We start from the raw sequence: 20484 nt of genomic DNA on the forward strand, positions 1-20484 counted from the left end.
AAACTTATTGCAACGCTGCTTGCGCAAAAGCATCCAATGCCTGATTGGTATTGATACCGTTAAATGTCATAACGGTGCGATCTCCCTGTTTTTCATTCAGTTCGATTTTACGTACAACGCTGTCACCACTGATGTCGATCCGGGTAAAAACCTGTTTCATCACAACGGTTTTCGGAATCAGGCGCAATGTCCACTGACGTTCATTTCCCGAAAGTTGCAAATCAAACTGCTGCTGCAAGCCCGCCGTATTACCGCCCAGCAAATCCAAAAACAACTTAATCTGCTGTGACTGCGCACTTTTACTGCCTGATGCTGCTGCCCAATTTTTACCATTCCACTGCATAATGCCGTCCGAGCGCACGCGCAAGCGGTTTTCAAAAGGTTTTTGCATCTGCCAAAGCAAGCCGCGGCGCGGTTGTAAAACGAAGCGGCCTTGGGTCGTCATCGGTTTGGACAATGATTTCAAATAGCGTTGCTGTACAAAGCTGCCTTGCACGTTCTGCGGTTTTTGCAGTGTTTGCGCCAATTCGGCAGTGTCGAAGGCCCATAAAAGCGGGCTGCACACGGTCAATACCACGCCTATCATCCATCTTTTCATCTTGATCAATCCTTTCACTATTATTTCAGGCCGTCTGAAAACTCCGGTGCCGCTTAACCGCCTCCAGCCAGCTTGAAGGCGTTTGAAACTGCATTTCTCCGTTTTCCAATGAAACGGCCACCTGTGTAGTCGATGCCTTGGTCAGTTTCTGCCCGCTCTCCGAATCCACTAGGGTGTAGTCAATTCGCAAACAGCTCTCTATTTCCACAACGGCCAAATCCACACGGATTTTTTGGCCGAAACGGGCAGGCTTCACATATTTCAAATTCAATTGTACAACCGGCCAGCTATAACCGTTTTTTCCCATTTCGTTATAGTCATAACCGATAGAAGATAAAAACGCGCAACGGGCAACTTCCAAGTATTTCACGTAATGGCCGTGCCATACGATATGCATGGCATCTACATCAAAAAACGGCACTTCAATTTCAATACTGTGCCGGCAATAAATATGTTTAGCCATTATCTTCGTCTTTCCAAAAATCGTAAAAATTAAACCATTGCAAAGGATTTTCCGCGCATTCCACGGCCAGGCGGTCTGCAAACTTTTGGGCCGCTTCGGCCACCGCCGCGCTACGATTGCCGCGCGTCCATTGTGCCGCATCGGCAAAACGATGTAATTTCAAATGGTAACGACCGTTATGCCAAACACAAAACAAAGTGTTTAATCTCGTTTTCAGCAGACTGGCCAGCAACCATGCACCTTGCGGCATTTCAGCACTTGCCCCGAGAAAATCCACGGTTACCGTTTTTTCACCGCGTACCGGGATACGGTCGGCGGCAATGGCAATCCACTCACCCTCATCCAATCTGCGGCTGAGCTCCATCATCAAAGCCGCATCCAAATCGGTTACCTGTATTAATTGGATACGGTCGGCTCCCGCCCTTACCAGGGCATCATTAAACGCCTGTGCGTGACGGCTGTGTACCAATACATTGAGTTTAAACCCTTGATGGTGCGACACTAACGCCCGACAGATTTCTACATTGCCCACATGCGAGCATACGAAAATCTGCCCGCGCCGTCCTGTCTGGTGCATATCAGCATAAATATTATCCAGGTCGTGCAACACCAAATCTTCGTAACGTAATTTACGCTGCCAAACGGCAAAACGGTCACACACCGCCCTGCCAAAAGCTACAAACTGCTTCAAAACCGGAAATCTTTTAGGCAGCGGCGCATCGGGAAACGACTCTTTCAACCGTAACTGATACCGGCTAATGTTGCGTCTTGGTTTTGGAGCGGTCAGATAAAAATATAATACGACAAACCAAATGCACGGGTTCATTAAAAAAGGCGGCAGATAGCGTACCATCAAAGTGGTAATACGGAGAAACAGTCGGTTTCCCCGTTCTTGTTGCTGCGCCCAATGATTCGACTGATTCATGGTTTTCAGACGGCCTTATTCCGTTTGTTCGACATATTGCCTAACCTCCTTTTCAGCATTTCAAAAAACAAGCGGGCATGCATTTTGCTGATGCGCACATTATCCGCCCATGCGTCAAAGTGGGAAATGCCGTCTGAAGCATATCTTACGGGTGTTTTTATCCAAACGGTTTTCACGCCGCGCCAATGAAGGCGTACTAAAATTTCGGTATCAAAATCCATACGGTCACCGACACATTCCTGCCGTATCACGGCTAATACCGGATCCACGGGATACAGCCGGAAGCCGCACATTCCGTCTTTAATATCGGTAGATGCCGTATTAACCATATTCCAAAAGTCGGTGATTTTCCGACCGTATAGTCTTGCTTTTGGCGCATCGCTACCATACTGCGGCCAACCGCATACCACTGCCGAAGGCTGCTCCCTTGCAGCGGCCAATAATTTTTCAGTATCGGGAAAATGATGTTGTGCATCCGCATCCACCTGCAAAACATGGCTGAAGCCTTGTTGTTCGGCATATTTCAGCCCACACTTCACCGCTGCTCCCTTCCCCCCGTTAAGCGGACGGTACAGGACGTCAATACCCTCTTGGGCAGCCAATGTTTCTAAAGTACGGAGGCTCTCCTCACCCGAACCATCGTCTACAATCAACACAGGCAAATCAAAACCACGCATCGCAAGCGCCACATCACCCACCGTATCGGGGTGTTTGTAATGCGGTATCAGCACCAATACTTTCATTTCAGAAGGCCTCCTGAGAAAAACTGCCGAATACAATGCGCCCTGATGCACAAACCGCTTCTTGGTTTTCCAGCTTAAATGTCAGCTTGTTTTTCGCACCATCATATTTCAATGAGAGTTTTATCGAATCGTGCGGCCGCAAAAACTGTTGGTATTTCAAATTTTCTACGCATACAACAGCCTGTCGGCCCCAATCGAAACGTGCAGCTGCATCCCGTACCCACTGCAACTCCACCACACCGGGTACCAATGGGAAATTAGCGAAATGGCCGCCGAAATAAACCAAATCCAACGGTACCCGACTTTCGAGCAGCCATTCGTTATCTGAAATCTGCTTCATTTCGGACGGCCACACAGGGGTGGTTTGGCTATCTGTAAAAGCCGTCTGAAAATCTGCGGCGGCAATTTTAGCTTGGGTATTGCGTGGCAATATATCAGCAAACCGCCAATAACGCGGCACGGCAATCATATCCTGAGCCGCCGAAGTATGCCGTTTCAGACGGCTGACTATTACCGCGCGCCCATGTTCACGCAATGCCGCAATACCCATTTCACTCAACGCCACCCAAACAGCCAGCCGTTTGTATTTCGGATGTATGCCGCAATAAGCATCAGCTACCCATTCATGCATCAGCAAATCTTGTTCGATTTGTGCCAATGAAACGCGCTTGTCTTCAAATTTGATGATACGGTCACTCCGTCCCAGCAATAAAAAACCGCCTTCTTGTTTTTCAACCACATCGGCAGTCTGTTGCTTTCCGTCACTCCACGGTGACTGCACCCACAAAGCACCCTCCCCCGCACTTTGGCCAAACGCTACTCCCGGTAAAGGCCGCCACGGCTGCGAGCCATAACGCGAAGCGATAACGCCGGTTTCGGTGCTACCGTAAATTTCCAACGGCAGCATAAGATGCCGCTCAAGTAATTCTGCTGTCGAATAGGGTAATGCACCGCCTGCGGAGACGATACCGGACAACTTCGGCCTAACCGCCTCCCAATTCCGCTCCTCTCCCATACGGTTTAGCAAAGCCGGACTGGTAATCCAAACAGTACGCACGCATGCCGACGTTTCCGCCAGCAAATTTTCAGGATATACGCTCTGTTTGCGTGAAATGGGCAAACCCGCACTAAGCGGCAATGCAAAACGGAAAGTAAAGCCATACAAATGCTGCGGACTAACGCTGCCCATAACCACAGCACCCTTATCAGCAAACAAGGGCAACTGAGCCAACACTTTTGCTTCGGCTTGTATCTGAGCCAATGTTTTCACTACTACTTGGGCTTTGCCGCTGGAACCCGAAGTTTTTAAATAAACCTCTGCCTGTTCATTTAAAAAATCGGTTTGCATCGCCGTAATACTATCGGGCTCCATTGCGTGAAAACAATCCGGCAACACAAAAGTAGAATGCTTCGAAATATCTGCCGCCGCCAATTGGTCTACAACATCGGTTAACCATACGTCTGCCTCGCTATCTGCCCATCTTGTATTGTCGTACGCAAGATTCGGCGGCAAGATTACCCTCGCCCCTGCATGCCATACCGACAAAACGGCACATGCGAACAATGCCGCATCATCAAACCACAACGCGGCACTTTTTACACCTGCGGCTTTCAGACGGCCTGAAAGATAAAAAACCGTACGGTTAAAATCCGCACGTTTCCAATCCGGAGAAACGGCAATCAAATCGTCGCCAAACAAATTTTCAGAAAAGATCTGAGATAAACTATACATAACAAAACTACCGTTACCCTATGCGCAAAGCAAAGACGCAATAATGTTGATTAACGGATATCACAACTTGCATCAAAAATCTTTTTATACTTTTCCGTTTTCAGCCTTTTTAATGCAAAGTGCATTGTTTCCGGCAAAGTAACTAACGGCAACAAAAGTAATGCTAATAGCAATATAATAATTGGCAATAACCAAAAATCATAAATTCTATATTCAAACCCAAAGGCGAGCATATATATCGTTAATAGGGAAATTAAAATAGGACTAAAAGCTATCCAGCCCCAATATTCTTGTTTAATAAATCTATTGAGCCTTTCTCTTTTAAAAAATAATTTTTCTTCATATCTATGCTCGGCCTCATTCCACTTAATCGCCGCCCCCCTACCAAACCGCCTTTAGCAAATACCACATCCAAAATACCGTTCAAATCAATTTCTTTTTCCAACAAAAAATCCAATTCCTCTACCGAGAGTTCCTTTAAATAAGGAATTTTTTCTGCTCGATTTGGCGCATTAAAAAACCGCAGTAATCGTTTTTCATATGCTTGTTTCTTGTATCGGAAAAATACACGCTTGTTAAAAACCGCCTGATCTTGTCTAGCTCATCTTCCGTTGGCTCTAATTCGCCATGTACATATTTTTTTAGATTTTTTCTGCTACAAGACGCAAGGATATTTTGCAAAATGTGATTTATATTCCCCATAGTACATATCCGTTATTCACAATAATCCAGCCATTACAAACGTAAAACCATCTTCCTATACAGCCATTCGCCGCCCAATAGCATGCCCATTAAAACGTAGGAAATGATACCGGTATAAAAAGCCCACCATTCATACTGTTCCGCACACACCAAAACAGCGGCGGCTAATGCATTTAATATAAAAAACACGCACCATATTTGTGTTACTTTGCGGGTATAGCGCACTCCCTCAGGCGGCAAATCCGGATTCTGCAAACGTGCCAACCGCTCAATCACACTCTGCTTGGCAAACAAGCTACCGCCAAATACAGCCAGCATCAACAAACTCACGCCCACCGGATACCAATACATAGTTTGCGGTAAACGCAACCACAACACTATGGCAAAAAAAGCAGCCACAATTACAGCTACCGTACGTTGGCTATTTTCTCGGCTGAAAAAGGCCCTCAAAAGCCACAAGCCGCACATCAATCCCGCAAGCCAATAAAAAGCGCCGTTGTCGCGCCCCCAATACCACAACAGCGGATAGGCCACGCTCAACAGCGCCAATATTATCTGCCAAACGGTACGCACTTATTCTGCCGCACCTTTACGCAACACAGCCTGTACGACATCTTCAACTGTACGTACGCTACGAAAATCTTCAGCCAACAATTTATGCCCTGTCTGTCGCTTGATATGATCGATTAAATCGATGGCATCGATACTGTCTATTTCCAAATCTTCATAAAGATTAGTTTCCGGCTTGATGCGCTCAGGCTCGATTTCGAAAAGATTTACCAAAGCATCACTTAGAATTTTTCGGATTTCTTGTTCAGTCATTTTTTATCCCCAATTATTGTGCCTGTTGGGTACGCACGAAGTCTGCTAAGGTTTTTACACTAGTAAAATGATCGCGCAAATTTTGGTTTTCTCCGTCCATTTGAAAACCGAATGCTTTTTGAACTGCCAAACCAAGCTCCAGAGCATCCACTGAATCCAACCCCAACCCTTCGTCGCCAAACAAAGGCATATCGGTTTCAATATCGGAAACAGTTATGTCCTCAAGCCCTAAACTGTCAATAATTAATTGTTTGATCTGATTTTCCAAATTCATGTTGTTTCCCGTATAAAATAATCTTGCAAATAAGCATTCAACCTTCTGGCTGCAATCGGTAACGGTTTTTCAGCAAGCCAGCTTTGCGGATCAATATCTTCACCGACATTAATCTCATAGTGAACTTTTCGGGATGGGATTTTATACCATGGCTGGCCTTTTTTAAAATTAGGAGGTGTCATTTTTATGACTACCGGCGTAATCACTGTAGCACTACGCAAACCGATCGATACCGCTCCCCGATTTAATTTAACCTGCCCATCCCAGCCGGTACGCGTTCCCTCCGGGAAAACCAACAAAGATTGCCCACCTTTTAAAACCGCATCAACCTCTTCCAACATTTCCATCGATTCATCGTTCGGAATATAGCCGGTTGCCAGAATCGGGCTCTTCATGGCCAGATGGTTTAATAAATCCTTTTTAACAATACAGTTCATACGCGGTTCGTGGCTAATTAGTAAGACGACATCCAATAAAGAAGGATGATTGGCCAACACCAACTGCCCAGGTCGTCCTAGCTTTTCCAAGCCGTTAAACTTTACGCTCAACACACCGGAAACAAGCAGGTAACGTACAAAAAAATACCAAATACCACCTACCAACCTGCGTGCTTGCAATTGACGTTTTAACTGCCCACGAGTGCTATTCAACGTATATGGCAGCAGCACCAATTTAAATAAAACACCCACTACTCCAAATAGTACGAATCCAAACAAAGTAGCCAAAAAACGGCGGCTATAATCCAAATACCTCATTATTTTTTCTGCCACAACCAACGACGTATACCGTAATCCTGTATATGCTCCTCGGCATCAGAATGTAAGAATTTCAACCAATCCAAGGCACCTTCATATACGGGTAAATCGCTCTTTGCCTTTGGTGCAGCCGGAAGCATACTGAAAACATATTCGTTCCCTTCTTCCACCATCATCGCCATCGCATAGGCAAAAGGGGCTCGTGTTGCCACAACCGGGTATTCTTTCCTAAGCGGATCATCTGCCACAACAACAAGTACTCGGGAATGCCCCTCACCCAGCAGTACATAGGCTTCTGCCAAAGCTGTTTCCAAGCCATCACAACATACCGATAATGCGGTATTTTCGCTCATATCACCACGCAGCATCGACCATTGGCCTGGCAAGGCATTATGTACGGACAAGCCGAAAGAGGTAGGAGAAACCGTACCTTCACGCAACAATGCCAGCCATAATTCGAAACTGCGGTTCAACTCACCATCGTGAGAGACAAACACCAAAGGAATATTGGAATATTGTTCCACCAGCGGCCAAGCCGCATCAAAAGCCAAACGGGCTGCGATACCGAGGCGGCGACGTTGCATTGCAGGTAAGAAAGCAAGGAGCGGCTTATACTCGACATCAAGATTAATCCGCCCTTCTTGCCCCCATAAACGCCATGCCTCATCATCCGAGAAATAAGGGCAAACGGCACGAAACTGAGTAATTTTTATAGAAAAACAACACGCCGTATCAGCCCGATTCATAGCAACTTTCAAAACTTTACAAAATGAACGTATTTTAACCTATTTACCATATTTTAACCAGCAACAACCCTATTTCTTCCAGCTCATATTTCTATGTGAAATACATAGGCTTAATATAGTTTTGAGAGGCAGGCTACACTTCATCCATAACCATAATCAACCAGGCTTAACAATGCCTTGTATCTTTATATAACCAAACCCTATTTAGATACAACCAGCCGTTCTTTCCCTTTTCAGACGGCCTATATTAAAGTAAAGCAATCCATAAATCCCTATCGTTCCAAGGAGAAACAACAATGTCTGCAGCTATCCGTACATTTAGGATTGCTACCTTATTGGGTATAGTAGTAACACTTGGTGCCTGCTCGCCCTCTAGCTCCAATGAGGCAGCTAACGAACCCTCCTCCCAAACTACCAATGGAGCCACAGCATCAAGCCAATCGGTCAAACTGCTGAATGTATCTTACGATGTAGCACGAGATTTCTACAAAGATTACAACCCTCTATTTAAAAAAGAGTATGAAACCAAACACAGCGGCAGCAGTATTGATATTCAGCAATCACACGGCGGTTCCAGCAAACAAGCTTTGGCGGTAGCCAACGGATTACAGGCTGACGTCGTCAGTATGAATCAAACTTCAGACATCGAATTACTACAAGACAAAGGTCTGGTGGCTCAAGATTGGGCAGGCCGGTTGCCAAACCAATCGGTACCCTTTACCAGCACAACCGTTTTTTTGGTACGCAAAGGCAACCCTAAACAAATCCGCGATTGGTCTGACTTAACCAAAGATAATCTTCAAATCGTTATTGCCAATCCCAAAACCACCGGCAACGGCCGCTATGCATTTTTAGGAGCATACGGCTATGCCCTGAAAACCAATAATGGTGATGAAAGCAAAGCCAATGAATTTACGCGTAAACTGTTGGCCAATGCTCCCGTTTTTGAAAACGGCGGTCGGGCGGCAACCACTACCTTTACCCAACGAAATATCGGTGACGTGCTGATTACTTTTGAAAATGAGGCAAATCATGTCAGCAGGGTATTAGCACCCAATCAGTTTGATATTGTTTATCCGAGCTACACGATTCTTTCCGAAAGCCCGGTAGCGGTAGTCGATAGTGTGGTGGATAAAAAAGGAAGCCGTGATGCGGCTAATGAATACCTGCAATATCTATGGAGCAAGCCGGCACAAGAGTTGGCAGCCAAGCTCTATCTACGCCCAAGTGATAAAGAAGTTTTGGCCGCCCACAAAGCAGATTTTCCCGATATAGAAACTTTCCGCCCGAATGATAAATTCGGCAGCTGGCCCGAAATTATGAAAAAATACTTTGCAGACGGCGGCCTTGTTGACCAACTCAGTCCAAAACAATAACCACTTTATTTCTATAATGATAAATATGCCGTCTGAAAATTTTCAGACGGCATATTTATTCAAACCAATCAAAAGTTTTATAAACTTAAAATATATAGTCTACCAACCGCATTTTGCGGCTTTAAAACGGCTCTTACTATTACCTTTATTGCTCTTACTCCCATCCTAACTAAAATAAATACGGCACGATATCGCACAACTTTATGCGTCAATATCGTACCGTACCTTACTTTACACCCGACTGCTAAAACGCCATCAGGCTTCTTTAGTTTCCGCAGCTTTTTGGCGCAAACGCAAGCCCAGTTCGCGCAATTGCTTCTCATCTACATTATTCGGAGCATCTACCAACAAATCTTGGGCGCGTTGGGTTTTCGGGAAAGCAATCACATCGCGGATAGATTCTGCTCCAGCCATTAAAGTTACCAACCGGTCAAGGCCGAAAGCCAAACCACCGTGCGGAGGTGCGCCGAATTTCAAATTATCCAAGAGAAAGCCAAATTTATTTTGCTGCTCTTCCGGACTGATTTTTAATGCGGCAAATACTTTTGCCTGAACATCCGCACGATGGATACGGATAGAACCTCCACCGATTTCCCAGCCGTTCAATACCATATCATAAGCACGTGCCAAACAATTCTCCGGGTCGGTTTCCATCAAATCTTCATGTCCCGGCTTGGGTGAAGTAAATGGATGATGTACTGCGGCATAACGGTTGTTTTCTTCATCATATTCAAACATCGGGAAGTCAACGACCCACAGCGGACGCCATTCATTGGAGAAATAGCCGTTTTCCGCACCATGCTCATGGCCGATTTTAATACGTAATGCACCAATGGCTTCATTCACAACCTTAGCCTTATCCGCACCAAAGAAGATGATGTCGCCATTTTGGGCACCCGTTTGGGCAATGATTTCTTTCAACGCGTTTTCAGACAAGAACTTCACGATCGGCGATTGCAAGCCGCTGTCTTCTCCGTTAGAAAGATTGCTGATATCGTTTACTTTGATATACGCCAAGCCTTTAGCACCATAGATACCGACAAACTTGGTATATTCGTCAATATCTTTACGGCTCAATTTCGCACCGTTAGGAACACGCAAGGCAACTACCCGGCCTCCTTTCATATCCGCTGCGGCACGGAAGACTTTGAACTCCTCCGTTTTCATCAAGTCGGTCAGCTCTGTAAATTTAAGGTCCACACGCAAATCGGGCTTATCCGAACCGTAATAATACATAGCCTCGCTATAAGGCATGCGCGGGAAATTACCAAGATCTACACCTAAAGCATCTTTAAACACTTTTTTGGCCATACCTTCGGTAATGTCCATAATTTCATCTTCACCCAAAAACGAAGTTTCCAAGTCGATTTGGGTAAATTCAGGCTGGCGGTCGGCACGCAAGTCTTCGTCGCGGAAGCATTTGGTGATTTGGTAGTAACGATCAAAACCGGCCACCATCAACAATTGCTTGAAAAGTTGGGGAGATTGCGGCAATGCGAAAAACTCGCCCGGATGTACCCGGCTGGGAACAAGATAGTCACGCGCACCCTCGGGAGTGGAGCGTGTCAACATAGGAGTTTCAATGTCAATGAAACCTTGCTCGTCCAAATAGCGGCGTACACCCATAGCAACTTTATAGCGCAATTTCAAATTATTTTGCATTACCGGGCGGCGTAAGTCGATAACACGGTTTTGCAAGCGTACATTCTCGCTGATATTTTCATCATCAATTTGGAAAGGTGGCGTTGCAGCAGTATTCAAAACCTCGATTTCTTTAGCCAAAATTTCAATTTTGCCGGAAACCATTTTATCGTTAGAAGTGCCTTCGGGACGATTACGCACCCGACCGGTAATACTCAATACGAATTCGTTACGAGAAGAATCAGCCTGTGCAAAAGCTTCAGGCGTATCAGGATCCACCACTACCTGAACGATGCCTTCCCGATCACGTAAGTCGATAAAAATTACCCCCCCGTGGTCGCGCCGGCGGTGCACCCAGCCTTTAACGGTAACGGTTTGGTCAAGATACTGCTCGTTAATCAAGCCACAATAATTGGTACGCATAAAGATATAATCCCTTTGACAATCGGATTTAAATTCAAATAAATATTTCTCGAAATTGTTTGCTAACGGCTATTTTGCCGATACTTATTCGAGGCCGTCTGAAACATTACTCTTGGATTCAGACGGTAGGTTTTCAGGCAAGGCAGCCGAGTTATTCTGAATATTTGCCTCAGGCAAAACCATTCCCAAGGAAATAACATACTTCAACGCATCGTCTACACTCATATCCAATTCACGGATATCGGTGCGCTTTACCATAATGTAATAACCACCGGTCGGATTAGGTGTTGTCGGCACGTATACGGATACATATTCCTCACCATGTCCCAAAGCCTGTTGCACAGCGGTAGGTATATTTCCCGATACAAACGCCAAAGTCCAAATATTAGGTTGCGGGAAAGGCACCAATACTGGTGTTTTAAACGATTGGCGAGAATCCGAAAGCAACGATTCGGATACTTTTTTCACACTCGAATAAATTGATTTCACTACCGGAATCCGGCCAAGCAAAGCATCCCAGGCAGCGATGATACGCTTTCCCAGCACATTGGCACCAAACAACCCGGTTACAAATAATACGACTACCGCAACAATCACCCCCAAGCCGGGAATGTTAAACCCTAAAAAATGCTTGGGCTGCCAATGTTGCGGCAACAGATTAATTAGCTGATCAGATGCAGAAACAATATAGGTAATCACCCATACCGTAACGGCTATCGGCAGCCATACCAAAACACCTGTAATCAGGTATTTTTTTAGGGCCTTGGAAATTCCGCCGCTTTCTGCTGAGTTTTTTACCATGCTATTTTATCCGTAAGCGTATTTTTGCCAAATCCGACATTATACGCCTTCAACCTGAGGGGAATGAAAATATTTTAATGCCTCTTGCAGATTGGTCTGCTGTTTTCAGACGGCTTCCCCAAATAGTTTGGGGGGTTAGTTTTATTTAGAAACCATCCCAATCATTTAACATCAGGCCAAAACCAATGCTGTTTTGTTTATGGTTGTAATCCAGCAAACTTTCGCCATAGCCATGATAGCCTTGAATATAGCCTTTGAGCTTTCCTTTGATTGGAAATGTGTAACCAAGTTGCACTCCGCCATAACCGCTTTTAGGGTTATATCGCAAAGTAGTGGCTACCGTTTGCATATCATTGAAACGGTATTGTAGTTTCAAATCGCCATATCCCATATAGTTGGAAATATCAGCGTTATCATCTTCCTCACCACTTTGATCAAATGCCCTCATCCATACACGCGGCATCACCGTTAATTTACCCCATTCCATCCCCGCCATACCATAGATACGGTTCCACGACCGTGACAGCGGGCGGCTTTTGCCGTTAGATTGATGTACGAAACCCAACCCAACCATCCGCAACTTACCGCCTCCCGGCAAATCGGCCTTTACCGGCTGGGTAATGAATACCTCGGGGCTATAATCATTGTTTCTAAACGGAGCAGATTCCTTTCCTTGGTTCCATACCTGCCAATTCGATACTTGGGTATAACCGAACCAAAGGTCGGCACGCGTTTTGAATAAGTCTTCCATCAACTTGGTTTTGAAGGAAACCTGCATTTTTGACTCAAGCCGCTTTTGCTGTTGCGAGACGTCGTCATCCGAAATTCCACGCGTAGTGGTTACCGGATATCGGTTGGGGCTACTGTTATACCATACAGGCATCAAATACATCGGATTATGCTCACGCACCGAAAGAATACCGCGCGGGTCATTCTGGTCCAAATCGTACATTACGCTTAAAGGCGTATAAGCTTCCGCCGCCTCACGTAAAGCTTCCGTAGGCTCAGTATCTTCTGCCGTAGGCCGATCAAAAACAATCGTTGCCTGTTGGTTAGCCAAGCTGGCATCCACCGTACGAACCAAATCCACTGATTTAGACTCGACGGCAGCTGTCGTATCCGGCAATGCTTTTGGCGGAAACTGAGCCGCATAAATAGCATCAAAACAAGCCAAGCGCATGGCATTATCCTGCACTAGCGTACACTGCAAAGCCACATCTTCCGCCGCTGCCGCAAAAGGAACGCCCAAAGCCAACCCTGCACCCAAAACCACCCAATATCGCATTAACATTCCCAAATTCTAAATACCACACAACGCCTGCGCCGGCATTTTATTTCCAACAAGTAGCGTTCGTACCGAAAACACTATCTAAAAATGAAAACACTATCTAAAAATAAAGCAATGCCCCCGAAGAACAAGCAACTTGTCCGTTCGCGGGGCATCTACGCCGCAACGTTATCAGGCAGAAATTAAGCCAAAGCTTTAATTTTTGCAGACAGACGGCTTTTATGACGTGCCGCTTTGTTTTTGTGGAAAACGCCTTTATCGGCAATACGGTCCATTACTTTTACAGACTCGCGGTATACAGATTGGGCAGCAGCTTTGTCACCTGATTCAACGGCTTTCAATACTTTTTTAACCGCAGTACGGAAAGCGGTACGCAAGCTGGCGTTGTGGGCGCGGTTTTTGATTGCTTGGCGGGCACGTTTACGGGCTTGTGCGCTATTGGCCATAGATTGTCTCCTGATATAAAAATCAAATTTCGTAAACGTGTAATTTTAAATAATAGCCAACACAAACGCAAGTATTTTAGTAAGTTTTTAAGATTTACAGCCTCCATGGTATGCGGATGCGACACCTCTGCACACTCGGCACATCGGTTCAAATCCTTTTCACAACACCTCTTTCCATATCACTTTGATTTTTATAATTCATTCGGTTACAATAACAAATGAAAACCGCACTACCCAGCTCCAACCGGCCGGTCTTGCGGTTTTTCCGTTCGTTATACACACTTTCGTATCAATAAATTAAATATCCAACATCAGGAATCCGTTTTTATGAAAAAATCCGTATTGAGCGCGCTCACCCTGCTGGCATTGGCAGCTTGCGGCGGCAACAGCGAGACTGCCACCACCCCGACCACTCCGGCAAGCGGTGGGGATGCAAGTGCCGTTACAACCTCTGCCCTGCCCGAAACAGACACCCTCAATATCTATAACTGGTCAAACTATGTTGACGAAAGCACCGTAGAAGACTTCAAAAAAGCCAATAACTTGAAGCTAACCTACGATCTGTATGAAAACAACGAAACACTTGAAGCCAAAATACTGACCGGAAAATCAGGTTATGACCTAGTGGTTCCAGGTATCGCCTTCCTGCCCCGCCAGATTGGCGCAGGTGCCTACCAAAAAATTAATAAAGATCTGATTCCTAATTATAAAAATATCGATCCGAAGCTTTTGGAAATGATGCAGGTTGCCGACCCCGGTAACGAATATGCCGTTCCTTATTTCTCGGGCGTAAACACTTTGGCTATTACCGCCAAAGGTAAAGAAGCTTTAGGCGGACAATTGCCTGAAAACGGCTGGGATCTGCTTTTCAAACCGGAATACACCAGCAAACTCAAAGGCTGTGGCATCGCTTTATGGGATACTCCTAGCGAGATGTTCCCCATCGTGCTGAACTATCTCGGCAAAGATCCGAAAGGCAGCAATGCGGATGATATCAAAGCAGCAGCTGAGGTATTGCAAGCCATTCGCCCGGATATCAAACGTTTCAGCCCTTCGGTTATTGATGAATTGGCCCGTGGTGATGTGTGCTTGGCAGCAGGAAACGGCGGTGACCTGAATATGGCAAAAGCACGCTCGGAAGAAGTAAAAAATAATGTAGGCATTGAAGTATTGACGCCGAAAGGCATGGGCTTCTGGATTGAATCCTGGCTGATTCCCGCAGATGCAAAAAACGTAGCGAATGCGCATAAATATATTAACTATACATTAGATGCCGATATTGCTGCCAAAAACGGTAATTTTGTAACTTTCGCTCCTGCAAGTCTTCCTGCCCGCGAAAAAATGGATCCGGCTCTCGTTGCCACCCGCTCTATTTTCCCTAACGAGCAAGATATGAAAGATGGTTTCGTTATGCCGCAAATGAGCGATGATGCGAAAAAACTGACCGTAAACCTGTGGCAAAAAATTAAAGTGGGCACCCACTAACCTTTTGCCTAAGTAGCATAAAAAACGACTGCCTAAAATGCAGTCGTTTTTTTATTTTCGCTTATTTTACGGCATTTGCCTCATAAAAGCATGGCCATACCTAAATCATTAAAATACCAATCAAAGGCCATCTGAAAATATTTTATGAGCGTGCCTCCATTAACCATTTTTGCGCTTCGGCAGCATCATCAAAATACTTGGGATGACTTTGGGTAATCAAGCTCGACAAGCGCGTACCTAACTTAATCCATACATCATCCACAACAACGGCAATACGCCCGAAGTCATTTTCATGATCACGCATGAAACGCAACTGCTCGATAGCCATATCCACTGTAAAATCTTTCAGCATGGAAAGGTCCATCAGCATATCCGGGCGGTGGATTCGTTCAGCACATTTCAATGCCGCATTTTCAAATTCATGAAAATCTTCTAAGGTAAATTCATTATATAAAGCCACATTCAAACCGTATGACTGTTCTCTAATTGAAATCATCACCTACCTCTACTTCATAAAATAATATTTATTAACGGGTATAGAGTTTTTCGTGTATTCAGATGATTACCCGAAAATCTCATCTGCCTGTCATTCTCCATTCTACTTTAATATAGCGAAATTTCAATCGACTCTAAGCAGGAGGCTTACCCACTTCGTTTACGCAAAAATTTTCGGTAATCTACACTACTGAGCAAACCGCTAGCCACAATCAACACCATACCGAATATTTCCTGCCAACCGATTGCGTCACCCAGCATCCATACACCGACAAAAGTAGAAAACACAACAGTTAAATAAGAAAGCGCAGCCACAGTCAACTTGTCTCCTACTTTATAAGCCCTTGTCAAACATAATTGGGCTACCAATGCCGAAGCGCCAATACCTATCAAATATGGCGCCGCCTGCCAACTTACCCTATGCCAACCAGTCACACTAGCCCATACCGCCCCCATCAGCATACCCACCAAAGACAGATAAAAAACCACCCTCCATCCCGGCTCACCCAATAGCGATAACTCTCTTACTTCCATATAAGCCCAGCCGGCAAACAATCCACCCAGCAAGCCAATAAGAGCCGGCCATTCCTGACCACTGCCTACGGAAGGTTTCAACAACACCATCACTCCTAAAAAACCCAATACCAACATAGCCTGCTTGTATTTGGATAATTTTTCACGCAATACCAGCATCGACAACAATGCCAAGAATATCGATGAGGTATAACTCAACGTTACTCCGGTAGCCAACGGTAAATGTACTATTGCATAAAAAATAAAAAACATACCCAACGTACCCGACACGCTGCGCCTCATATGTGCGCGCCAATGCGGCGTAGCAAATGTTTTACCTTGTGCCTTGGCTAAAATACCAAGCACAAAAGCAGAAAAGCCCATACGCCAAAAAACCAATTCTCCCGAGCCGAATTCGAAACGGTTACCTGCCTCTTTTACCCACCAGTTCATCAAGGTAAAACTTAAAGCCGCAATAATCATCCAGCCTGAACCGAGCGGATCTTTTTTTAATTGGATATCAAACATAACTGTTATATTTTCAGACGGCCTCTACCGCATATCCCTACAATTTAAATCATCAAGCGGCAAATTTATTTTGCAGACACAAAACACGAGCAGCTAAAGCAAAAACAAAACCATATTTTTCAAAATAATATGATAATCAATGTCAAACATTAAATCATCTTTTAAGGTTTATTATCCGTACAATAATTTTTAAAACAATATAAATATAATAAAAAGGCCGTCTGAAAATAATCATGATTTCAGACGGCCTTTATCAACAATTCAGATTAAGCGCATTATTTATTCTTGATCACTGTTATTTCCAACGGTATCCGCCGTATCAGCAGCAAGAGCTTCACCGGCACTCGCGGCTTCTTCGTCAGTTTCTTCCGGTTCAGCCACTCGTTCCAAGCTCACCAACGTTTCGCCCTCATCCAAATTAATCAAGCGCACACCTGCTGCGGCACGGCCGGTTTCACGGATTTCTTCCACTTTAGTACGGATCAACACACCGCCACTGGTAATCAGCATCAGATCATCACTTTGAGCCACCAATGTCGCTGCCACCAATTCGCCGTTACGTTCTCCCGTATTAATTGCAATATTTCCTTGTCCGCCCTTACCTTTGCGGCTGTAATCTGCAATCGGCGTACGCTTGCCGTAACCATTAGCCGTAGCAGTCAATACTTGCAATTCTTGCTGTTTTTCACATTCGGGAGCAAAAGTAATCAAGCTCACGATACGGCCGTCTTCCGGCAAACGCATACCACGCAAACCACCGCTGCCACGACCAGATGGGCGAACACCTTTGTTGGTTCGAGGAGCGGCACTCTCAATACCTTCCTCGTTATCTTGGGCTTCACCGTCAATATCACTTTCAATATCGTCTTCAGCTTCTTCACTGTCTGCACCACCCTCCCAATACTCGTTAAAACGAATGGCCTTACCGAGATTTGAGAACAGCATGATGTCATCGCTGCCGCCGGTACGCGCCACACCGACCAAGCTGTCACCTTCCTTCAGAGCAATGGCTTTTATGCCTTGGGCCCGTACATTTTTAAATGCGCTCAATTGTACTTTTTTCACCATACCTTGCGCAGTTGCGAAGAAAACGTACTCGGTCTCAGGGAAGTCGCGCACCGCTAAGATTGCGCTGACTTTTTCACCGTCATCCAATTGGATAACATTATTAATCGGACGGCCACGGCTATTGCGCCCGCCTTCCGGCAACTTGTAAACCTTAATCCAATGACATTTACCAAAATTAGTAAAGCACATCAGATAGTCATGGGTATTTGCCACAAACAGGCTTTCAATGAAGTCTTCGTCTTTAGTAGCAGTAGCTTGTTTACCTCTACCGCCGCGACGCTGTGCCTGATAATCGCTTACCGGTTGGGTTTTAATGTAACCGCCATGCGTTAGCGTCACCACCATATCACGCGGAGGAATCAAATCTTCATCGGCAATATCACCGCCAAACGGGTTAATTTCACTACGCCGCTCATCACCAAACTGGCTTTTTACCTCCTCCAGCTCATTATGAATGATGGCGGTAATACGCTCAGGCTTGGCTAAGATATCCAGAAAATCAATAATCTGAGCCATGATATTTTTATAATCACCGATAATGCTGTCTTGATCCAAGCCAGTGAGGTTACGCAGGCTCATACGCAAAATTGCATCCGCCTGAATCTCACTTAAAAAATATCCCTCGCCTCGCAAACCAAGATCAACAGGCAATCCCTCCGGACGTGCCATACTCAGATCTAAATCGGCACGGTTCAGCATATCTTCAACCAAAGCCGAACGCCACGGACGCGCCAATAAGCGCTCTTTAGCCTGCGAAGCATCAGCAGAAGTTTTGATTAACTCGATCATTTCGTCGATATTAGACAAAGCAACCGCCTTACCTTCGGCAATATGGCCTTCATGGCGCGCTTTTTTCAAGCGGAAAAGCGTGCGGCGGGTTACCACTTCACGACGGTGGCGCAAAAACTCGCTTAAGATCTGCTTCAAATTCAGCAAACGCGGTTGACCGTCAACCAGCGCCACCATATTGATGCCGAAACTGTCTTGCAACTGGGTCAGTTTGTAAAGCTGGTTCAACACCACTTCGGCATTTTCATTGCGTTTCAGCTCGATAACGACGCGCATACCGGATTTATCCGATTCGTCACGCAGATCGGAAATACCTTCCAATACTTTGTCCCGAACCAATTCACCGATTTTTTCAACTAGCTTGGCTTTATTAACCTGATAAGGAATTTCATCGATAATAATGGCTTCGCGCTCGCCGTTTTTACCAATTTGTTCGATATGGGTTTTACCGCGCATTACGACACGACCGCGGCCGGTTTTATAACCCTCCCTCACACCGCCCAAACCGTAAATAGTTGCCCCTGTCGGGAAATCGGGAGCAGGCATATGCTGGATAAGCTCCTCTATACTCATCGCAGGATTATGCAGCAAGGCTACACAGGCATTAATGGTTTCGGTCAGATTATGCGGCGGGATATTGGTAGCCATTCCGACCGCAATGCCCGACGATCCGTTTACCAGCAACGAAGGAAATTTGGCCGGCAAAACCAACGGTTCGCTTTCGCTTCCATCATAGTTCGGCCCGAAATTTACTGTTTCTTCTTCGATATCCGCCAACATTTCATGGGCAATCCTAGACATGCGGATTTCGGTATAACGCATTGCCGCAGCACCGTCACCGTCAACGGAACCAAAGTTTCCCTGGCCGTCTACCAACATGTAGCGCAATGAAAAATCCTGGGCCATACGCACAATGGTATCGTATACCGCACTGTCGCCATGTGGGTGGTATTTACCGATAACGTCGCCCACAATACGGGCAGATTTCTTATAAGCACTGTTCCAGTTATTTTTCAGCTCGTGCATGGCAAAAAGCACGCGGCGGTGTACCGGCTTCAAGCCGTCACGCACATCAGGAAGCGCACGGCCTACGATTACGCTCATCGCGTAATCCAAATAGCTGCGGCGCATCTCGTCTTCTAAACTGATGGGGATGGTTTCTTTGGCAAAATGATGGTCGTTTCGTACGGTTGCGTCGGTCATGATTTATCTGACATTCTTTACAAAAAACTATCCGCCATTCTAACACAAAACCATGCTTCTTGCGTTGCCGCCCCACTCGAAACATCTCTTGCAACCATGCATTTTTATCTTAGCCACAACTATAAACACGATATTTTTCCCATACTCTGATAACAAATAAAAAAGAAGTTTCAGACGGCCTATTTTTCAATTTGCTTTCACACTGAGACAAAGCAACTAAATGATTTATGCTGATATCAACATTCAATTCAAACAATCTAAATATTCCAGCAACAATCTGTATGCAATCTACATGCGAAATATTATCGTTTATTTAATATGCAAAATAAATACTCTGCCTGTTCATTTGAGTAGAAAACCATTCTTTCCTGAAAACCTGCCTTTTAAAATTTTGCAATGCCAAAATCATAAAACAAGGCAGAACAAGGCTTTTCAGATTTACACACAAAAGCTGTGGATAACTTTGTGGACAGCATGTGGGATTTTGGGATTTTTCCCGAGAAATCAGGCATTGCACCAATATTGCACAAAAATTAAGCCAAAACAAATTTTATATAATTTTCATATAGTTATATATTTCAAAAAGTTGTCAAGCAATTAAATTAAAGTTTTTCTTAGTAAACGGGCCGGATTATTTGCCAATGTGGATAAGCAATTTTATTGCACGC

The 20484-nt window shown here is 45.2% G+C and carries 20 protein-coding genes; 2 read left to right on the forward strand and 18 right to left on the reverse strand.

Annotated features, from left to right (window positions below; all coding sequences use genetic code 11):
• Window positions 1–4: 4 nt before the first annotated feature.
• From LVJ86_RS06920 to LVJ86_RS06970, 11 genes are all read right to left on the reverse strand, one after another.
• Complete coding sequence (locus LVJ86_RS06920; protein WP_047761545.1) at window positions 5–598, reverse strand: LolA family protein; 594 nt, start codon at window positions 596–598, stop codon at window positions 5–7.
• Window positions 599–623: 25 nt separating this feature from the next.
• A complete protein-coding gene (locus tag LVJ86_RS06925; protein WP_047761544.1) occupies window positions 624–1061 on the reverse strand; it encodes an acyl-CoA thioesterase in 438 nt (145 codons plus the stop codon).
• On the reverse strand, window positions 1054–1986 hold the full coding sequence (locus LVJ86_RS06930; protein WP_047761543.1) for a lysophospholipid acyltransferase family protein: 933 nt from the start codon (window positions 1984–1986) through the stop codon (window positions 1054–1056). Before LVJ86_RS06930 ends, LVJ86_RS06925 begins: the two co-directional genes overlap by 8 nt.
• 5 nt (window positions 1987–1991) lie before the next feature.
• Window positions 1992–2729: a glycosyltransferase family 2 protein gene (locus LVJ86_RS06935; protein WP_047761542.1), complete on the reverse strand. Its 738-nt coding sequence runs from the start codon at window positions 2727–2729 to the stop codon at window positions 1992–1994.
• Window position 2730: 1 nt separating this feature from the next.
• Window positions 2731–4461, reverse strand: a complete 1731-nt coding sequence (locus tag LVJ86_RS06940; protein ID WP_047761541.1) for an ApeI family dehydratase — start codon at window positions 4459–4461, stop codon at window positions 2731–2733.
• A 271-nt stretch (window positions 4462–4732) separates the two neighbouring features.
• Window positions 4733–4909, reverse strand: a complete 177-nt coding sequence (locus LVJ86_RS06945; RefSeq protein WP_161796061.1) for a hypothetical protein — start codon at window positions 4907–4909, stop codon at window positions 4733–4735.
• Between the two features lie 287 nt (window positions 4910–5196).
• Window positions 5197–5736, reverse strand: a complete 540-nt coding sequence (locus tag LVJ86_RS06950) for a COG4648 family protein (RefSeq protein ID WP_047761538.1) — start codon at window positions 5734–5736, stop codon at window positions 5197–5199.
• Entirely contained in the window at window positions 5737–5985 is a 249-nt protein-coding gene (locus LVJ86_RS06955; protein WP_047761537.1) for an acyl carrier protein, read from the reverse strand. It lies immediately after the preceding gene.
• Window positions 5986–5998: 13 nt separating this feature from the next.
• Window positions 5999–6259, reverse strand: a complete 261-nt coding sequence (locus tag LVJ86_RS06960; protein ID WP_047761536.1) for a phosphopantetheine-binding protein — start codon at window positions 6257–6259, stop codon at window positions 5999–6001.
• Window positions 6256–7014 carry a lysophospholipid acyltransferase family protein gene (locus LVJ86_RS06965; RefSeq protein WP_047761535.1) on the reverse strand — a complete coding sequence of 253 codons (759 nt, stop codon included), beginning with the start codon at window positions 7012–7014 and terminating at the stop codon, window positions 6256–6258. Before LVJ86_RS06965 ends, LVJ86_RS06960 begins: the two co-directional genes overlap by 4 nt.
• The gene (locus tag LVJ86_RS06970) at window positions 7014–7760 is read right to left on the reverse strand and encodes a beta-ketoacyl synthase chain length factor (protein WP_047761534.1); all 747 of its coding nucleotides are present in this window, start codon (window positions 7758–7760) and stop codon (window positions 7014–7016) included. Before LVJ86_RS06970 ends, LVJ86_RS06965 begins: the two co-directional genes overlap by 1 nt.
• A gap of 308 nt (window positions 7761–8068) precedes the next feature.
• Here LVJ86_RS06970 and LVJ86_RS06975 point away from each other — a divergent pair, with 308 nt between their 5' ends.
• On the forward strand, window positions 8069–9136 hold the full coding sequence (locus tag LVJ86_RS06975) for a sulfate ABC transporter substrate-binding protein (RefSeq protein ID WP_414629264.1): 1068 nt from the start codon (window positions 8069–8071) through the stop codon (window positions 9134–9136).
• A 255-nt stretch (window positions 9137–9391) separates the two neighbouring features.
• Here the strand turns inward: LVJ86_RS06975 and aspS are convergent, their stop codons facing one another.
• From aspS to rpsT, 4 genes are all read right to left on the reverse strand, one after another.
• On the reverse strand, window positions 9392–11200 hold the full coding sequence (gene aspS, locus LVJ86_RS06980) for an aspartate--tRNA ligase (protein WP_047761532.1): 1809 nt from the start codon (window positions 11198–11200) through the stop codon (window positions 9392–9394).
• A gap of 84 nt (window positions 11201–11284) precedes the next feature.
• Window positions 11285–12001 (reverse strand): DUF502 domain-containing protein, encoded by a 717-nt coding sequence (locus tag LVJ86_RS06985; protein WP_047761531.1) that lies wholly within the window; start codon window positions 11999–12001, stop codon window positions 11285–11287.
• Between the two features lie 145 nt (window positions 12002–12146).
• On the reverse strand, window positions 12147–13292 hold the full coding sequence (locus tag LVJ86_RS06990) for a phospholipase A (protein ID WP_047761530.1): 1146 nt from the start codon (window positions 13290–13292) through the stop codon (window positions 12147–12149).
• A 179-nt stretch (window positions 13293–13471) separates the two neighbouring features.
• Window positions 13472–13735 (reverse strand): 30S ribosomal protein S20, encoded by a 264-nt coding sequence (gene rpsT, locus LVJ86_RS06995; RefSeq protein WP_047761529.1) that lies wholly within the window; start codon window positions 13733–13735, stop codon window positions 13472–13474.
• 327 nt (window positions 13736–14062) lie between these two features.
• On the opposite strand from rpsT, the gene LVJ86_RS07000 reads away from it, so the two are divergent.
• Window positions 14063–15220 carry an extracellular solute-binding protein gene (locus tag LVJ86_RS07000; protein ID WP_047761528.1) on the forward strand — a complete coding sequence of 386 codons (1158 nt, stop codon included), beginning with the start codon at window positions 14063–14065 and terminating at the stop codon, window positions 15218–15220.
• Between the two features lie 142 nt (window positions 15221–15362).
• On the opposite strand, the gene LVJ86_RS07005 is transcribed toward LVJ86_RS07000, so the two are convergent.
• The 3 genes from LVJ86_RS07005 to gyrA all read right to left on the reverse strand — a co-directional run bounded on the left by LVJ86_RS07005 (window position 15363) and on the right by gyrA (window position 19816).
• A complete protein-coding gene (locus LVJ86_RS07005) occupies window positions 15363–15716 on the reverse strand; it encodes a SpoIIAA family protein (protein ID WP_047761527.1) in 354 nt (117 codons plus the stop codon).
• 146 nt (window positions 15717–15862) lie between these two features.
• Window positions 15863–16756, reverse strand: a complete 894-nt coding sequence (locus LVJ86_RS07010; RefSeq protein ID WP_047761526.1) for a DMT family transporter — start codon at window positions 16754–16756, stop codon at window positions 15863–15865.
• A 279-nt stretch (window positions 16757–17035) separates the two neighbouring features.
• The gene (gene gyrA, locus LVJ86_RS07015; RefSeq protein ID WP_047761525.1) at window positions 17036–19816 is read right to left on the reverse strand and encodes a DNA gyrase subunit A; all 2781 of its coding nucleotides are present in this window, start codon (window positions 19814–19816) and stop codon (window positions 17036–17038) included.
• Window positions 19817–20484: the final 668 nt, after the last annotated feature.

It is taken from the genome of Neisseria arctica (assembly GCF_022870905.1).
In the GTDB taxonomy this organism is placed as follows: domain Bacteria; phylum Pseudomonadota; class Gammaproteobacteria; order Burkholderiales; family Neisseriaceae; genus Neisseria; species Neisseria arctica.

Excerpts from the sequence above, each read along its gene's own strand:
- LVJ86_RS06960 (WP_047761536.1), bottom strand. The coding sequence starts at position 6,259 with ATGAATTTGGAAAATCAGATCAAACAATTAATTATTGACAGTTTAGGG.
- LVJ86_RS07010 (WP_047761526.1), bottom strand. The coding sequence starts at position 16,756 with ATGTTTGATATCCAATTAAAAAAAGATCCGCTCGGTTCAGGCTGGATG.
- LVJ86_RS06925 (WP_047761544.1), bottom strand. The coding sequence starts at position 1,061 with ATGGCTAAACATATTTATTGCCGGCACAGTATTGAAATTGAAGTGCCG.
- LVJ86_RS06920 (WP_047761545.1), bottom strand. The coding sequence starts at position 598 with ATGAAAAGATGGATGATAGGCGTGGTATTGACCGTGTGCAGCCCGCTT.
- LVJ86_RS07000 (WP_047761528.1), top strand. The coding sequence starts at position 14,063 with ATGAAAAAATCCGTATTGAGCGCGCTCACCCTGCTGGCATTGGCAGCT.
- rpsT (WP_047761529.1), bottom strand. The coding sequence starts at position 13,735 with ATGGCCAATAGCGCACAAGCCCGTAAACGTGCCCGCCAAGCAATCAAA.
- LVJ86_RS06970 (WP_047761534.1), bottom strand. The coding sequence starts at position 7,760 with ATGAATCGGGCTGATACGGCGTGTTGTTTTTCTATAAAAATTACTCAG.
- LVJ86_RS06930 (WP_047761543.1), bottom strand. The coding sequence starts at position 1,986 with ATGAATCAGTCGAATCATTGGGCGCAGCAACAAGAACGGGGAAACCGA.
- LVJ86_RS06965 (WP_047761535.1), bottom strand. The coding sequence starts at position 7,014 with ATGAGGTATTTGGATTATAGCCGCCGTTTTTTGGCTACTTTGTTTGGA.
- LVJ86_RS06940 (WP_047761541.1), bottom strand. The coding sequence starts at position 4,461 with ATGTATAGTTTATCTCAGATCTTTTCTGAAAATTTGTTTGGCGACGAT.
- LVJ86_RS06990 (WP_047761530.1), bottom strand. The coding sequence starts at position 13,292 with ATGTTAATGCGATATTGGGTGGTTTTGGGTGCAGGGTTGGCTTTGGGC.
- LVJ86_RS06935 (WP_047761542.1), bottom strand. The coding sequence starts at position 2,729 with ATGAAAGTATTGGTGCTGATACCGCATTACAAACACCCCGATACGGTG.
- LVJ86_RS06985 (WP_047761531.1), bottom strand. The coding sequence starts at position 12,001 with ATGGTAAAAAACTCAGCAGAAAGCGGCGGAATTTCCAAGGCCCTAAAA.
- LVJ86_RS07005 (WP_047761527.1), bottom strand. The coding sequence starts at position 15,716 with ATGATTTCAATTAGAGAACAGTCATACGGTTTGAATGTGGCTTTATAT.
- LVJ86_RS06955 (WP_047761537.1), bottom strand. The coding sequence starts at position 5,985 with ATGACTGAACAAGAAATCCGAAAAATTCTAAGTGATGCTTTGGTAAAT.
- aspS (WP_047761532.1), bottom strand. The coding sequence starts at position 11,200 with ATGCGTACCAATTATTGTGGCTTGATTAACGAGCAGTATCTTGACCAA.
- gyrA (WP_047761525.1), bottom strand. The coding sequence starts at position 19,816 with ATGACCGACGCAACCGTACGAAACGACCATCATTTTGCCAAAGAAACC.